The sequence below is a fragment of the Gordonia sp. PvP123 genome (assembly GCF_040547295.1).
GTDB lineage: Bacteria > Actinomycetota > Actinomycetes > Mycobacteriales > Mycobacteriaceae > Gordonia > Gordonia terrae.
In genome coordinates this window covers 198201-213417 of the sequence record NZ_JBEPPN010000006.1, presented here as the reverse complement: position 1 = coordinate 213417, position 15217 = coordinate 198201, and the positions used below count along the sequence as shown (strand labels likewise).

The window sequence follows — 15217 nt, the reverse complement described above, 5'->3', positions numbered from 1 at the left end:
CGCCAGGTCAGGGGTCGGTCAGGCGGCGGCGCGCCGACCCAGCACGGCGAAGACGGCTCGCCAGCCGAGCAGGAAGGCGGCGAGCACCACGGCCGCGACGATCACGAAACTGACCGCCACCCCCTGGCTGAGGATGAACCGCAGGATCATCGCGACGGTCACCGTGCAGAACCAGACGACGAGGCCGACCGGGACGACCCGGTCCGGACGGTAGTCGTGCCCGAAGAAATCGCTCGACCGCACGTGCGCATACACGTAGGTGATCGACCAACCGGCCGCGCAGCCGGCCAGGAACGGCCACAGCGTGTGGAGCACCGAGGTCAGCACATACCCCTCTTCGTGGCTGGCCCGGCCGATCAGGACGAAGACCGCGATCGCCACGGCGTCGAACAGGGCTGCGACGGGAGCCGTCGCCGTTCCGCGCGCAGGCGAGGTCCCCGTCTCCGCCGTGTCGGAGCCCCGATCCGTCTTCGAGCTCAGCATGGTGGACTACCGTACCGGGTCCGACGGCGGATCGGTGTCGGACGTTCGGCCGGAGTCCCCGGGAAACCGGCCGTCGGGCTCGTCGGCGGGCGACCTGCCCGAGGTGTCGGGGCCGATGCCGTCGGGAGGCGGGGGGTCGGGCCGGGTGGGGCCGTCGGGCATCGTCGGCGACGGCTCGTCGGCCGCGCGTTCGAGAACCTCGGCGTCGCGCTCCACCTCGTCGATGAACGTGTCGTCGCGCTTGATGCGGTTGCGGAACATCAGGCCGATGACCACCCAGCCGATCGCCGAGACGATGACGTAGCTGATCAGACGGTAGATGAGGACCGCGGTGATCGCGTCGGCCGCGGGCATCCCGGCGCTGGTGAGTGCGGGCACCAGCACCGCGTCGACGACACCGATACCGCCCGGCAGCAGGGGGATCGCCGAACCGACGGCCTTGCCCGCCGCGTAGGCGACCATCAGGCCCGAGATGCTCGGGTGCGCGTCGACCGCCCAGCAGGCGAACATCAGGCAGGCCACATCGGCGACCCAGTTGAACAGGCTCCAGCCGAAGGCCACCGAGGTGTCGCGCTTGGTGAGTTGCACCGCCCGGAGCTGTTCGAGGGTCTCGAAGAGGCGCTCGGTCCCGTGGTCCTCCGGCTTGTTGCGGAGCTGATTCACCCAGCCGAGGACACGAATCCCGGTGCTCTTCAACGACTCCGGGTGGCTGGCCAGATACTGCAGCACCACCGCGACCGCGAGGAACCCGGCGACGGAGAAGACGACCGAGAACGGGCTGGTCTTCGCGCCGGCCAGCAGGGCGCCGCCGAATCCGAGGACGGCGAGACCGATACCGGCGAGCAGGCCCGACATCACGACCTGCCACGACGCGATGACCGGCGTCGCACCCCACTTGCGGGTCTCGCGGTAGGTGAACGCCGGGGCGAGCACCTGGCCGCCCGGCATCGTCTGGCTCAGCGAGTTGGCCGCCAGGATGACCGACAGTGACTTCCACTGCGTGACGCGCAGGCCCGCGGACCGCAAGAGGGCGCGCTGGACCTGCGCGAAGCTGTCCATCGACAGCATCGCGGCGACCAGACAGGCCGCCACCCAGTGCCACTGGATCTCGCCGATGCGGAACCAGGCGCCCTTGAGCTCGGGCCAGATGAGGACGACTTCGACGGCGAGGATGACGAGGACGACGGCGAGCAGGACCCAACGCACCCACCAGAACCGAGGACGGGTGGCCGGGGCTGCCGCGCCCCCCGGCGAGCCAACATCCTCCGACGACATACGTGCCACCCTAGGGTAGGGGGCCCGGTGTCGATGACGACCCCCGTCGGCCACCTGCACTGTCTAGTGTGACTGTCGTGACCGAAGCCGAACGAGCCGAGCGGCCGCGCGATGTCCGCGACCTTGCGTCCATCGACCGGGCCAAGGTGCACCCCCAGGTACGGGCGGCGGCGGAATGGGCGTGGCGGTTGCTGCTCCTGGTTGCGGCGGGATACGTCGCCACCAGGGTGTTCCGGGAGTTCGAAGAGGTCCTCGTCCCGGTCGCCCTCGCCATCCTGATCGCGGCCATGCTGGTCCCCGGAGTCGATGCACTCGACCGGCGTGGGTTGCCGCGGTCGCTTGCGGTGATCGTCAACCTCGTCCTGGCGATCGGGTTGCTCGCGGCGGTCATGACGTTCGTGGTCCGCGAGTTCATCGACGGCGTCCCCGAACTCGCCGAGCAGGTTCGGGTGACCGTCGAGAAGACCAGGGAATGGCTCATCAACGGGCCCCTGGGGCTCGACCGGGACCAGGTGCGCAACTTCGGCACCGACACCCTCGACTTCATCCAGCACAACCAGGACCGTGTCACCAGCGGCGCGCTGGCCACGGCCACCACGGCGAGCGAGATCATCACCGGTGCACTTCTGACGTTGTTCCTGCTGATCTTCTTCCTCTACGGCGGGGGCCAGATCTGGCAGTTCTCCGTCAAGCTGATCCCGCAGGCCAACCGGAATCGGGTGTGGGAGGCGGGTATCGCCGGGTTCGGCACCCTCGTCGGCTATGTCCGGGCGACGGTCGCGGTGGCCTTCGTCGACGCCTGCGGCATCGGCATCGGACTCGCGATCCTGCAAGTACCCCTGGCGCTCCCGTTGGCGTCGCTGGTCTTCCTGGGCGCGTTCATCCCGATCGTCGGCGCCCTGGTCACCGGCACCCTGGCGGTGCTGGTGGCCCTGGTGACCCAGGGCTGGATCGCGGCAGTCGTCGCCCTCGCCATCGTCGTCGGCGTCATGCAACTCGAAAGTCATGTGCTGCAGCCGTTCCTGCTGGGCCGGTCGGTGCGGTTGCACCCGGTCGCGGTGGTGCTCGGCATCGCGGCCGGCCTCGTGTCGGCCGGCATCATCGGTGGCCTGCTCGCCGTGCCCCTGATCGCGTTCTTCAACACCGCGATCCGGCGTCTGAAGGGGAGCGAGGCCGACGGCGCCCACGACGACCGACGCCCGGGGGTTGTCGCCGAGCCGGATCCGCCGGTCTGGGACACCGACGATCCCGACGCCGCGGCCGAGACGCTCGCGCAGGAGGTGTCGAGCACCGACTCGCGCCGGGACGCCGAACCAGGCGACCAGGCGGATTCCGAGCCGGGTCTCACCCGGAGCGAGCAGACCGGGCCGGACCGGGCGGGACCCGACCGCGACGGGGGCGGCGCGACGTGACCCGCCGGCCGCTGCCGGGTGCGGTCACCGAGCGGGACCGGACGCGCGAACCGGCCCGACCGGCGCGGGTCGTCGACCACGATCCGGTCGGCCCACTGTGGCGGGGTGCGCAGATCTTCCGGTTGCTGTCGTACCTGTATGCGCTCGGCTTCCAGATCGCCGTCAACCCCGACCTCGACCGCAGCGGCGTCGCCTGGGTCCTCTTCGGTCTCCTGTCCGCGTGGACGCTGGTCAGCGGCATCGGCTACTTCGTCGGGTTCACGCGCAACCGGGTGTGGGTCGGCGCCGAGGTGGTCGTCGTCTGCGCGCTGATGCTGTCGACGTCGTATGTCGCCGGCGCGGACTGGGCGTGGCACAACCAGACCTGGCCCACCACCCTGTGGGCCACCAACGCCGTCATCTCGGTCGCGATCCTCACCGGCCCGGTCGGCGGGATCGTGGCGGGTCTGATCGTCGGCGGCACCAGTACCTTCGTCAAGGGCGAACTCAACCTCGACTTCGGGCGCAACGCCACGATCATCGTCATCGTCGCGACCGGCATGGCGGTCGGACTCGCGGCCGCGAACGCCCGCCGGGTCCAGGAGCAGCTGTCGCGGGCCGCGCGTATCGCGGCAGCCGCCGAGGAACGCGAGCGGCTCTCGCGCGAGGTTCACGACGGTGTCCTCCAGGTCCTGGCGCTGATCGCTCGACGCGGTCGCGAGATCGGCGGTCCGACAGACGAACTGGCCAGGCTCGCGGCGGAGCAGGAGCGAGCGCTGCGTCGACTGATCTCGGATACCGACGACCCCGTCGCAAGCGACCCCGACGCGCAACGCAGCGTCGATCTGGCCGCCGCCCTCCGCGTCTTCGGCGACGGCCGGGTGTCGGTCAGTGCTCCCGCCGACCCGGTGATGATCCCGGCGCATCGGGGTGCCGAGATCCGTGCGGCGGTCGTCAACGCACTCGACAACGTGGTCAATCACGCCGGTCCCGGTGCGCGTGCGTACATCCTGGTGGAGGATCTGGGATCGGATGTGGTGGTGAGTGTGCGCGACGACGGGATCGGCATCCCGGACGGCAGGCTCGCCGAGGCGGTCGCGCAGGGACGCGTCGGGGTGTCGAAGTCGATCGTCGGGCGGATCGAATCCCTCGGCGGCACAGCGCGACTCGACACCGAAACGGGTGCGGGCACGGAGTGGGAGTTCACGGTCCCGCGGGACGAGAGCGGAAGGTCGAGGGGAGCAACGGGATGAGTGCAGGCCGGAGTGACGGAGAACAGGCGCCGCTGCGGATCATGGTCGTCGACGACCATCCGATCTGGCGGGAGGCGGTGGCCCGTGATCTCGCCGACGAGGGATTCGACGTCGTCGCCACCGCCGACGGTGTGGGCAGTGCGGGCCGGCGTGCGGCCGCCGTCACGCCCGACGTCGTGCTGATGGACATGCAACTACCCGATGGCACCGGCACCGAGGCGACGGCCGCGGTCCTCGCGGTCTCGCCCCACACGCGCATCCTCGTCTTGTCGGCCTCCGGCGAGCGCGACGACGTGCTCGAAGCCGTGAAGGCCGGGGCCAGTGGCTATCTGGTGAAGTCGTCATCCCGGGAAGAGTTGGTGGAGGCGGTGCGCGCCACCGCCGACGGCCAGGCGGTCTTCACGCCGGGGCTCGCGGGGCTGGTGCTGGGCGAGTACCGACGCATGTCGCAGCAGCCCGACGCCGCGCCCGCGGCACCCGTGCTCACCGAGCGTGAGACCGAGGTGTTGCGTCTGGTCGCAAAAGGATTGAGCGCCAAGCAGATCGCGCGGCGCCTCGACCTCAGTCACCGAACGGTCGAGAACCACGTCCAGGCCACGCTCCGCAAGCTCCAGCTCGGCAACCGGGTGGAACTGACCCGCTACGTCATCGAACACGGCCTCGAGGAGGAGTGAACTCCCTCGAGGCCGTGGTCACTCTGTTCGGTTCCGTACCAACGCTATTCGACCGAACGGTCACTTCTGCGAGCGACTCCGCTTCAGCAGCTCCTGGACGCTGATCTGACCGTCGTCACCGGTCTCGTCGGACCGTGCGTGCCGGTCCGTGCGGGGGCGACGGCGCCGGGTGGACTCGTCCGCCGGACGGTCCTGTTCGCCCGAGGCGGGGCCTGCGTCGGGTCGCGAGGCGGCCGCCGGGGTGGCGTCGGCGCTGAGGCCGCGCTCCATCGGCGACGGACCGTTGCTGCGACGCCCACGCGACGAGGGGGTCGCGGTCTCCGGACTCACCGACGCCGCGAGCGGGCGGCGGCCGGTCTCGTCGAGGGCCGGTCGGCGGCCGAGGGGCGACCGCTGTCCGGTCGGCTCCGGGTTCGGGCGGACCGGGCCCGGGGGCGGGGTCGGGTTCGGCCGCCCACCGGTCTCCGGCACCCGTGACGGGCCCGACGGGGGAGTGACCGTCGGACGGTCGCCGTTCGTCGACCTGGGTGCGGCGTCACCGAGTCGGATTCCGCCCTCGCCCAAACTCCAGCCGCCGGTGTCGGGACGATCGCTCTTCGACAGCGCGGAGCGGCGATACGGCGTCGCCGGACGGCGTTCGGCCGGTTCGGGACTCGGCGCCGTGGGCGCGGGGGACGGTCCGACACGAGCCGGCGGGGTGCGCGGCGGGGTCGGCCCGGGGTTCGGGCGTCCCGTGGTCGTCGGCGGACCCACCGGGGCGCCCTGGGGGCCCGGTACCGGTCCGGGGCGGGCGGTGCCGAGCGGTCGGTCCGGAGCGGACCGGGCCGGTGCGGCGGACCGACTGGTGCCGGCCGGTGCCCGACCCCGGCCGGGGACGGCGCCCGCCGGGACCGGTTGCCTGCGAGCCGCGGCCATCACCGAGGTCGGGGCCTCGGCCACCACGGTGCCCGCGCTCATCGGACGGGCGCCCGCACCGGCGTCGCGCTGCTCGTCGGGTTCGTCGTCGAGAACGGTCTCGCCGAGACCGATCTTGCGCTGGACCACTCGCATCCATCGCGGTGCCCACCAGCAGTCGTCGCCGAGCAACTTCATCACGGACGGCACGAGCAGCATGCGGATGACCGTGGCGTCGAGGATCAGCGCGGCGATCATGCCGAACGCGATGTACTTCATCATCACGATCTCGGACAGGCTGAACGCGCCGGTGACGACGACGAGGATAGCGGCGGCCGCGGTGATGATGCCGCCGGTGTGCGCGGTGCCGCTGCGGATCGCCTCGGTCGTGCTCGCGCCCTTCTGTCTGGCCTCGACCATTCGAGAGAGCAGGAACACCTCGTAGTCGGTCGAGAGGCCGAACACGATGGCGATGATCAGCACCAGCACGGCGGCGAACAGCGGGCCCGGGGTGAAGTTGGCCAGTTCGGCGCCGTGGCCGTCGACGAAGATCCAGGTGAGGATACCGAGCGTGGCACCGAGGCCAAGGGCCGTCATGAGTGCCGCCTTGATGGGCAGCACGATCGAGCCGAACTGCAGGAACATCAACAAGCCGGTGATCAGGACGAGCATGACCGCCATCAACGGAAGTCGCTGCATGAGGGCGTCGATCGAGTCCTGCGTGAGTGCCGGGGTGCCCGACACGTACATGGTGAGACCCTCGGTGTCGATCGCGCGCAACTGCTCGATCGCCTTGGCTGCGGTGTTCCGGTCCTGAAGACCCGCAGACACCTGGTACACGCCCACGTTCGGATACCGCTCGGCGTCGAAGGAGCCGAAGTCGGACTTGTCGGCGTCGCTGAACTTGTTGGTGAAGCCGGGGACCTCGTCGGCGCGTTTGGCGATCGCGTCGAGCTTGTTCTGGTCGGCCTGGCTCGACTCGTCGTAGACGATGACGAGCTTGATGGCCTCGGTCCGCTCCTGCGGGAAGTACTCGTCGAACTTCTCCTGCGCGACACGGTTGGGGTTGTCCGGCGGCAGGAACTTCTCGCTGATACCGCCGAACTGGATGCTGCCGAACGGGATGATCAGCGCGAGCAACAGGAGCACGGTAGGGACGGCGGTCCGGACCGGGTGCTTCATCACCCAGGTCGCGAGGCGTCCCCAGAAGCCGTTCTCGACCTCCTGGCTGGTCTTCATGCGGCCGCTGAACCGGCTCTCGATCGCCGCGGCACGTTCGTCGCCGGAGAAGCGGCGGGCCAGCGGCACCGCGGTGTACTTCATGATCGTGCTGATCGACAGCATGTTCACGCGGGGCCCGAGGATGCCCAGGATCGCCGGGAGGACCGTGATCGACAGGATCGCGGCGAGGGACACCGAGGCGATCGCGCCGTAGGCGACGGACTTGAGGAAGCCCTGCGGCATGATCAGCAGACACGCCAGGGCGGCGACGATGATCGTCGCGGAGAAGACCACCGTCTGGCCGGCGGTCATCACGGTTCTTCGGACCGCGGCCTTCGTCGAATACCCCTCACCGAGTTCCTCGCGGAAACGCGACACGATGAACAGGCCGTAGTCGATCGCGATGCCGAGGCCGATCAGCGTGACCACCGACTGCGCGAAGATGTTCAGCTCGGTGGTGAGCGCCAGGATCTTCATGATGCCCAGCGAGCCGGCGATCGTCAGACCGCCGATGAGGACCGGGAGACAGGCGGCGACGACGCCGCCGAACACGAAGAACAGCATGATCGCCACCAGCGGTAGCGCGAGCACCTCGGCCCGATGGATGTCCTTGTCCATGCCCTCGGCCATGGAACCGGCGACCGGTTGCAGGCCGGCGAGCTCGAAGGTCGTACCGGGTAGATCGAAACGTTCGGGAATGTCGTCGAAGAACGGTTCGATGGTCTTGTAGTTGTTCAAGACCGTCGTGTCGTCGTTGCCGGCGACGCCGATGCTGATGAAGGCGTGTCGGCCGTCCTCGGTGAACAGCCGGTCCTGCAGCGTGCTCTGGGCGGGCTGGACGAGGAACGGGTCGTACAGGCCCGGATCGGCGCGACCGACGATGTCGGGATGGGTCGCGATCAGGTCCTCGACGAACGTCTCCACCTTGGTCCCGAAGGCCTTGTCGTCGACGCGGGTGCCCTCGGGCGGCGTGATCATCAGGATGACGTCGGAGGTGTGGTCGCGTCCCAGCGCCTGGTCGGCGTACCGCGCACCGGTGTCGGACTCCGATGTCGGGTCGAACCATCCGCTCTGGCTGAGGTGCTTGCCGAGATCGAGACCGTACAGTCCGAGTCCGGCCATCATCGCGATCATCACCGCGATGACGAGGAAGCGCATTCGATAGACGAATGTGCCGATGAACCGGAACACGCTGATGTCCTTTCGTGTACGACGTCGAGTCGGGCACTCTGGTCGCCCGCCGTTGCGGAGCGCCGGTGGCGATTCTGTCAGTTTCCCGAAAGATCCTGACAGTGTTGCCTGAGTGATCCCTGAGGCGTCGGCCTCGGATCACCCGCGGGCATCCCCACGCCGGCGCCCGACCACGGGTCGCCGACAGCCGTCCGGTGACACCCGCGAACGACGACGCCGCAGGTCAGCGCAGCAGCGCGCTGAGCGGACGGAAGGGCGTGAGCCACGCACCCTCGTCGGGCAGGGAGTCCAGGCCGATGCGTGGCAGCGGCTCGCGGAACACACCGGGGATGTCCTCGAGATCGATGAACTCCAGCTCTTCGGTGCTCAGTGCCCAGCTGGCGTGCTCACGGAATCCGATGACGGTGACGGGCACGCCGTCGCCGACCACGTCGAGGAGTGGTTCGCGGAATGCCTGGCCGTCGGCGGACGCCACGATCACGCCGGCTAGTCCCACAGTGTGCCTGCGAAGTTCGATGTGGTCGAGCATGTCGGAGTCGACGTCGCTGTCGTCGGACAGCTTCGGCTTGGCGAAGACGGCGAAACCGACATTTCGGAGCGCGTCGACCCACGGCCGGACAACGTCGGCGCTACCAGGGGCGATGTTGGTGAAGACGGTGGCCTCGGGCTCGACCGCGCCGCCGTCGGTGAGAGCGGACACATCTGCGGTCCGTTGCAGCAACCACCGGCCGAGAGCGTCGAATCGGGGGCGGTGTGCGGCGGTCGGGCGCCCGCCGAGCAGTGCACCGAGACCCATGTCCATGTTGGGCGCGTCCCACACCAACAGCATGCGGCGCGTCCCGGTCTGGCCGGCGATGGTGTCGGCGAAACCGGTCGGGCTGTGGTCACTCATGGCGGGCTCCCGTCGGGGTGTCGCCGGTCGAGCTGACCGGCGGGGTGGGCCGCGTGTACACGAACTCGCTGACGTAGCGGCCGTCGCGCTCGGCGCGTCCCTCGAACTTCGTCGTCGGCCGTTCCAGCAGGATCGGCGACTCGCGGGTCAGCTGGACGACGTGCGGACGATCGGCGTCCTGGGTGGCGAGCGCCTCCGCGATCCACTCGGCGTAACCCGCGTGATCGGTCGCGATGTGGAGCACTCCGCCCGGGATGAGACGGTCGGCGATCAGCTCCAGTGTGCCGGTCTGGACGAAGCGCCGCTTGTGGTGACGCGATTTGGGCCAGGGATCGGGAAAGAACAGCCGGACACCGGTGAGGCTCGACGGCGGGATGAGTTCGGTGAGGACGATGGCGGCGTCGCCGCGGATCAGGCGCACGTTGGTGAGCCCGTTGCGGTCGACGAGGCCGAGCAGCTGCGCGAGGCCCGGCTTGTAGACCTCGACGGCCAGGACGTCGACGTCGGGCTCCGCCTCGGCCATCGCCGCGGTCGAGATGCCGGTCCCGCTGCCGATCTCGAGGACCTTCGGGGCGTCGCGCCCGAACAGGTCGGTCAGGTCGAGTCGCGGCTCGGGGATCCGCTCGGGCCCGATCTCCAGGTCGCGGCCCAGGACCGGCCACAGCGTCTCCCAGTTGCGCTGCTGACCGGTCGTCAACGTGCCGCGGCGGAAGCGGAAGCTCGTCACGCGGGGGTACAACCGGGACCTGTCGGGGCTGTTGTTCACGCGTCCATGGTTGCGCATCGCGCCGTTTCCACGAAGTCGCGGGCGGATTGCGGCTGCGGTCACGGGCATCCGGGCCGGCTCGGGCGTGGGCCGGATCCGCCCCTGACGGGGGTGTGGAGGTGGCTCCGCCGTCGGCGCGGATCCCGATTAGTCTCGGCCCTGCCGCGGTTCACGTGTACTGATGGCCCGGAGGTCGTCGGTGCGCGCGGACGGTGGCGTGACGCGCAGGGGGCCGATGACGAGGAGGCTGCGGTGGGGGCACCGGTGAACCGAGGGTGGCGCGACGTGCGCGGCGGGGACGAATTGTCGCTCGCGGCCGAGCAGGGGCGTCTCACCGACCTCGTCGAGCCGAGCTCGCCGCTGGCACCGATCCTGACCGTCGCGGGCCGACGGTTCCTCCGTCCGCTCCACGTCCGGGTGGTCGGCCGGCCCGGGACCGGGCGCGACACCATGGTGCGTGCGCTTCGAGAACGACTGTCGCTCAGCGTGATCGGGCCCGGCGAGGACGCGCAGGAAGCCGCCGACGCCGATCTGTGGCTCCTGGTCCTGGCCGGGTTGCCCCGGCAGGCCGACCACGAACTGTTCTCCTCACTTCCGTCCGATCGCGTGCTGGTGGTGCTCGGCAAGGCCGACACCCACGGCGACTGGGACTCCGCGGTCGCGGTCGCATCGACGTGCGCCACGTCCCTCGGCACGCCGGTGTACCCCGTCTCGCAGCTGCTGGCCTGCGCCGACCTCGACGACGGTGAGTTCGCAGCGCTGACGACGATGACGGCCGCGGGTGTCGGGATGCCGTCCATGGCGGGCCGGTTCCTGGTCGGGCGCCCGGGCTCGGACGAACGGCTCCTGCGGCAGGGACTGCTGCGCCGGATCGACGCCTACGGCATCGACACCGCGCTCGCCCTCATCCAGTCCGGCGCGCCCGTCGCCGCCACCGCGACCGACCTGAGCCGGGCGTTGCAGAGCGCCTCCGGGGTGCCCGATCTGGCGGGACCGATCAGGGAGCGTGTCGCACGAATCCGGCACTGGCGCGAAGTCGAGCTGCGCAACCGACTGGAGGAGGCAGCCGCGTCCGGCTTCGACCGCGCCGGGGCCGAACGACTCCTCGCGGGGGCAGGTGCCGCACCATGACCGACACCGCACTGGATGCCGCACGCGAGCTGACCGGGTTCGACGCCGACCGCGTCGGAACCGGCTCCGGCGTGCTGGTCGTCGGCACCGACGGGGTCGGTGTCCGCACGCTGGTCGAGGCCTGTCGCGCGTTGGCCCCGGATCTCGACATCGTCGCCCGCGCCACCCGGGATGCGGCCCCGGCCGGTGCCGCCCTCGTGGTCGTGGACCCGTCGTCGGCGGTCGGGGACGAGGAGCGACTCCTCGTGGAGAAGGTGCGTGCGCAGGTGGGCACGGTCGCGATCGTGTGCACCAAGATCGACGCGTTCTGGGAGTGGCCGCGGACCGTGCGTGCCCACCGAGCCGCGCTCGACCCGTTCGCGACGCTGCCGCTGTTCGGGGTGTCCGCGGTCGCGGCCCTCGGGGGTGCAGTGGACGAGTCGGGCGTCGAGGCCCTCGTGGAGTGGGTACGCGAGGTGACCCTTGCGCCGGATGCGCTCCGCGGCGAGCGCGCACGCACGGCGGCGGGCTTGGGCGCGGTCGAGCATCTTCTCCGGTCCGGTGGGACCGACGTCGACGACCTGGCGTCCGGGCAGGCCGACGCCGATGGCCTCCTGGCCACCCGCCGGCGGCTGGTCGCCACCCGCGATCGGGGGCGTACGGATCGATTGGCGGCCGTCCGCGCGGGCCTGTCCCGTGTCCGGTCCCAGTCGTCGGCGGAGCTCATGGCCGCGGTGCGGGATCTGTCGGCCACCGCCGCCGACCGAGCTCCGAGCGCCGACATCGAGTACGACACCTGGATCCGCAGCGGGTGGGCAGCCCTTGCCGACCGCATCCGTCAGCGTGCCGACGAGCGCGTCGACGCCGTGCGGGCGACCGCGCTGGTGGGTCTGGACGCCGAGCCGACGCCGGACGAGCCGTGGCCCGCGGTGGACCTCGACACCGGGCGGCCGAGTACCCGGGTGCGACGCGCGGGCGCCGAAGACGCGCTGCTCGTCGTCATCGGCGCGTCGACCGGTCTCGGTGTCGGACGCCTCGTCGTGGCACCGATGGCGTCGGTCCAGACGCTGCAGTGGATCAGCATGCCGCTCGCCCTGCTCCTGGGCGTGGCGGTCGCGGCGTGGGTGATCCGCGTCCGGCGGACCGCGGTGAACCGTTCCGAGCGGGCGGCGCGGGCCACCGAGTTCCTCGCCGAGGCGCGGGCGACGCTCGATCACCAGCTGGCCCTGCGCGTCACCGCGGCCGAGACCCGGATCGCCGGGCAGATCGCCCGAGCCCACGAACGCCGCAGCCGAGAGGTGTCGGCGGAGATCGCGCGGCTCGACGAGGAGATCCGTCGGCTGCGCAGCGGGGTCGAGGTCCGCGCGGCCCGGGTCCGGCGCGAGCGAGCCGAGTCCGTTCGCCGCGACCTCGCGGCGCAGTCGGGACGGCTGTGGGCGTCCCCCGCCCGAGGCGACGATCCGGGACGAGAATCCGATCCGGGACGAGAATCCGAGGACCCCACAACTCCCGAGCGCCCAGAGAACCGACGGCCGGACGACGGACCGGTCACGGCCGCCCGAGCCGGCCACGACGACGGAAAGCAGTGATCCCGATGGACCCGATGTTCCCCGACGACGCCCCGGAACCGGATCGTCCGGACGAGTCGTCCCTGTTCGGTGGGGTGGGGGCCGCCGACGACACCCGATCTGTCGAGTCGGTGGCCGCGCTGCACGAGTCACCCGTGGTCGATGACCTCGACGACCATCTGTGGATGCACGACGACGGCCGGATCTGGGATCTCGGGCCCGCCGAGGTCGACACCGACAATGATGGGATCAACGACTCCCTGACCCGCAACGGTCCCGACGGGTTTACCGTGTACACGGACAGCGATCGGGATGGGCAGGTCGACAAGATCACCGAGATCGGTGCGGACGGCGAGTTCCGTTCCGCGGTGCTCGACCCGGACACCGGCGACTGGATCTCCGGCGGTTCGGGACGGATCGGCTGACCGGTGACTCGCGCCTCGAACCGGTCCGCGTCGCGCCGAGACCGGAGCGCGTGCGATCACCAGGGACTTTGGTCATCTGTTGCCCAAGTGTGGCGTAGACCGCACCTCGCGAACCCCGTGACCTAGCGCCTGTTCGGTGTACGTATCCTGGACGACGAGACGACCTGACAGGTGGCCATTCCAAACGGCCACCACCTCGGAGGAGGCCCCAACGATGACCGCAGCCACCATTCCCGGACTGGACCCGAGTAGCGCTCCGACGAAGCACGCGGGACTGCTGGCCTGGGTGGCCGAGGTCGCCGAGCTGACCCAGCCCGACCGGGTGGTGTGGTCGGACGGCAGCGACGAGGAGTGGGAGCGCCTGACGGCCGACCTCGTGAAGGCCGGCACCCTGGTCAAGCTGAACGAGGAGAAGAAGCCGAACTCGTTCCTCGCCAGCTCCGATCCCGCCGACGTGGCTCGCGTGGAGTCGCGGACCTACATCTGCTCGGAGGCCGAAGAGGACGCCGGCCCCACCAACAACTGGGTCGACCCCGCCGAGATGCGCTCCACGATGACCGAGCTCTACCGCGGCAGCATGCGCGGTCGCACGATGTTCGTCATCCCGTTCTGCATGGGCCCCCTGGACTCCGACGACCCCAAGCTCGGGGTCGAGCTCACCGACTCCGAGTACGTCGTGCTGTCGATGAAGATCATGACCCGCGTCGGACCCCGCGTCCTGGAGATCCTGGGTGAGGACGGCTTCTTCGTGAAGGCGCTGCACTCGGTCGGCGCGCCGCTCGAGCCCGGCCAGGCCGACGTCCCGTGGCCCTGCAACACCGAGAAGTACATCACCCACTTCCCGGAGACCCGCGAGATCTGGTCGTTCGGTTCGGGGTACGGCGGCAACGCACTGCTCGGCAAGAAGTGCTACGCACTGCGCATCGCCTCGGTCATCGCCCGTGACGAGGGCTGGATGGCCGAGCACATGCTGATCCTCAAGCTGACCAGCCCGGCGAACAAGGTCTACTACATCGCCGCGGCGTTCCCGAGCGCCTGCGGCAAGACCAATCTCGCGATGCTGCAGCCGACCATCCCCGGCTGGAAGGCCGAGACCGTCGGCGACGACATCGCCTGGATGCGCTTCGGTGACGACGGCCGCCTCTACGCGATCAACCCGGAGTTCGGTTTCTTCGGCGTCGCCCCCGGCACCAGCTACGACTCCAACCCCAACGCGATGAAGACCATCGAAGCCGGAAACACGTTGTACACCAACGTTGCTCGCACGGACGACGGCGACATCTGGTGGGAGGACATCGACGGTGAGGCGCCGGCGCACCTCACCGACTGGCTCGGCAACGACTGGACCCCGGAGTCCGATCACAAGGCCGCGCATCCCAATTCGCGCTACTGCACCCCGATCTCGCAGTGCCCGTCGCTGGCCGACGAGTGGGATGACCCGAAGGGCGTGCCGATCTCGGCGATCCTGTTCGGTGGCCGTCGCAAGACCACCGTGCCCCTGGTGACCGAGGCCCGCGATTGGCAGACCGGTGTCTTCATGGGCGCCACCGTCGGCTCCGAGCAGACGGCCGCCGCCGAGGGCAAGGTCGGCACGGTGCGCCGCGACCCGATGGCGATGCTGCCGTTCATGGGCTACCACGTCGGCGACTACCTGCAGCACTGGGTGAACATCGGCAAGAACGCCGACGAGTCCAAGCTGCCGAAGGTCTTCTACGTCAACTGGTTCCGCCGCGGCGACGACAAGCGCTTCCTGTGGCCCGGATTCGGCGAGAACAGCCGCGTGCTGAAGTGGATCATCGAGCGCATCGAGGGTGAGGCCGAGGGCATCGAGACCCCCATCGGCATCGTCGCGAAGCCCGAGTCGATCGACGTCAGCGGCCTGGACGTGCCGGCCGAGGACGTCGCCGAGGCGCTCGCCTTCAAGCCCGAGGAGTGGCGCGAGGAGATCCCGTCGATCGAGGAGCTCTTCGACTTCGTCGGCGAGAAGCTGCCGAGTTCACTGCGTGACGAGCTGGACGGCCTGAAGCAGCGTCTGGCCTGACACCCGAACTGCAGCCCGCGGTCCGAGGCCGAA

Annotated in this window: 12 protein-coding genes; 7 read left to right on the top strand and 5 right to left on the bottom strand. The window is 70.0% G+C overall.

Going from position 1 to position 15217, the window contains the following annotated elements; translation table 11 throughout:
* Positions 1–18 precede the first annotated feature (18 nt).
* Both ABIC25_RS13455 and ABIC25_RS13450 read right to left on the bottom strand, forming a co-directional pair.
* Positions 19–483, bottom strand: a complete 465-nt coding sequence (locus ABIC25_RS13455) for a DUF3054 domain-containing protein (protein WP_004023770.1) — start codon at positions 481–483, stop codon at positions 19–21.
* 6 nt (positions 484–489) lie between these two features.
* A complete protein-coding gene (locus ABIC25_RS13450) occupies positions 490–1758 on the bottom strand; it encodes a lysylphosphatidylglycerol synthase transmembrane domain-containing protein (protein ID WP_248643907.1) in 1269 nt (422 codons plus the stop codon).
* Positions 1759–1835: 77 nt separating this feature from the next.
* Here ABIC25_RS13450 and ABIC25_RS13445 point away from each other — a divergent pair, with 77 nt between their 5' ends.
* The 3 genes from ABIC25_RS13445 to ABIC25_RS13435 are packed head-to-tail and all read left to right on the top strand — an operon-like array spanning position 1836 to position 5076.
* A complete protein-coding gene (locus ABIC25_RS13445; protein WP_354561836.1) occupies positions 1836–3170 on the top strand; it encodes an AI-2E family transporter in 1335 nt (444 codons plus the stop codon).
* On the top strand, positions 3167–4402 hold the full coding sequence (gene macS, locus ABIC25_RS13440) for a MacS family sensor histidine kinase (protein ID WP_435529080.1): 1236 nt from the start codon (positions 3167–3169) through the stop codon (positions 4400–4402). Before ABIC25_RS13445 ends, macS begins: the two co-directional genes overlap by 4 nt.
* Positions 4399–5076: a response regulator gene (locus tag ABIC25_RS13435; protein WP_064572022.1), complete on the top strand. Its 678-nt coding sequence runs from the start codon at positions 4399–4401 to the stop codon at positions 5074–5076. Before macS ends, ABIC25_RS13435 begins: the two co-directional genes overlap by 4 nt.
* Positions 5077–5136: 60 nt before the next feature.
* On the opposite strand, the gene ABIC25_RS13430 is transcribed toward ABIC25_RS13435, so the two are convergent.
* The 3 genes from ABIC25_RS13430 to trmB all read right to left on the bottom strand — a co-directional run bounded on the left by ABIC25_RS13430 (position 5137) and on the right by trmB (position 10058).
* Positions 5137–8382, bottom strand: coding sequence for an MMPL family transporter (locus tag ABIC25_RS13430; protein ID WP_354561834.1), 3246 nt, complete (start codon positions 8380–8382; stop codon positions 5137–5139).
* A gap of 223 nt (positions 8383–8605) precedes the next feature.
* Positions 8606–9274 (bottom strand): NYN domain-containing protein, encoded by a 669-nt coding sequence (locus ABIC25_RS13425; RefSeq protein WP_354561832.1) that lies wholly within the window; start codon positions 9272–9274, stop codon positions 8606–8608.
* Positions 9267–10058: a tRNA (guanosine(46)-N7)-methyltransferase TrmB gene (trmB, locus tag ABIC25_RS13420; RefSeq protein WP_354562033.1), complete on the bottom strand. Its 792-nt coding sequence runs from the start codon at positions 10056–10058 to the stop codon at positions 9267–9269. Before trmB ends, ABIC25_RS13425 begins: the two co-directional genes overlap by 8 nt.
* Positions 10059–10292: 234 nt before the next feature.
* On the opposite strand from trmB, the gene ABIC25_RS13415 reads away from it, so the two are divergent.
* The 4 genes from ABIC25_RS13415 (at position 10293) to ABIC25_RS13400 (ending at position 15184) form a co-directional block, all read left to right on the top strand.
* Positions 10293–11171 (top strand): hypothetical protein, encoded by an 879-nt coding sequence (locus tag ABIC25_RS13415; RefSeq protein WP_354561831.1) that lies wholly within the window; start codon positions 10293–10295, stop codon positions 11169–11171.
* Positions 11168–12739, top strand: a complete 1572-nt coding sequence (locus tag ABIC25_RS13410) for an amino acid adenylation domain-containing protein (RefSeq protein ID WP_354561830.1) — start codon at positions 11168–11170, stop codon at positions 12737–12739. The genes ABIC25_RS13415 and ABIC25_RS13410 overlap by 4 nt, the downstream gene beginning before the upstream one ends.
* Positions 12740–12744: 5 nt before the next feature.
* Positions 12745–13143: a DUF6802 family protein gene (locus ABIC25_RS13405; RefSeq protein ID WP_354561829.1), complete on the top strand. Its 399-nt coding sequence runs from the start codon at positions 12745–12747 to the stop codon at positions 13141–13143.
* A gap of 214 nt (positions 13144–13357) precedes the next feature.
* The gene (locus tag ABIC25_RS13400; protein WP_004023759.1) at positions 13358–15184 is read left to right on the top strand and encodes a phosphoenolpyruvate carboxykinase (GTP); all 1827 of its coding nucleotides are present in this window, start codon (positions 13358–13360) and stop codon (positions 15182–15184) included.
* The last annotated feature ends 33 nt before the right edge of the window (positions 15185–15217 follow it).

What these genes read in the sequence shown, in the direction of transcription:
- ABIC25_RS13410 (WP_354561830.1), top strand. Translation starts at nt 11,168, where the DNA reads ATGACCGACACCGCACTGGATGCCGCACGCGAGCTGACCGGGTTCGAC.
- ABIC25_RS13405 (WP_354561829.1), top strand. Translation starts at nt 12,745, where the DNA reads ATGGACCCGATGTTCCCCGACGACGCCCCGGAACCGGATCGTCCGGAC.
- ABIC25_RS13425 (WP_354561832.1), bottom strand. Translation starts at nt 9,274, where the DNA reads ATGAGTGACCACAGCCCGACCGGTTTCGCCGACACCATCGCCGGCCAG.
- ABIC25_RS13450 (WP_248643907.1), bottom strand. Translation starts at nt 1,758, where the DNA reads ATGTCGTCGGAGGATGTTGGCTCGCCGGGGGGCGCGGCAGCCCCGGCC.
- ABIC25_RS13400 (WP_004023759.1), top strand. Translation starts at nt 13,358, where the DNA reads ATGACCGCAGCCACCATTCCCGGACTGGACCCGAGTAGCGCTCCGACG.
- trmB (WP_354562033.1), bottom strand. Translation starts at nt 10,058, where the DNA reads ATGCGCAACCATGGACGCGTGAACAACAGCCCCGACAGGTCCCGGTTG.
- ABIC25_RS13455 (WP_004023770.1), bottom strand. Translation starts at nt 483, where the DNA reads ATGCTGAGCTCGAAGACGGATCGGGGCTCCGACACGGCGGAGACGGGG.
- ABIC25_RS13435 (WP_064572022.1), top strand. Translation starts at nt 4,399, where the DNA reads ATGAGTGCAGGCCGGAGTGACGGAGAACAGGCGCCGCTGCGGATCATG.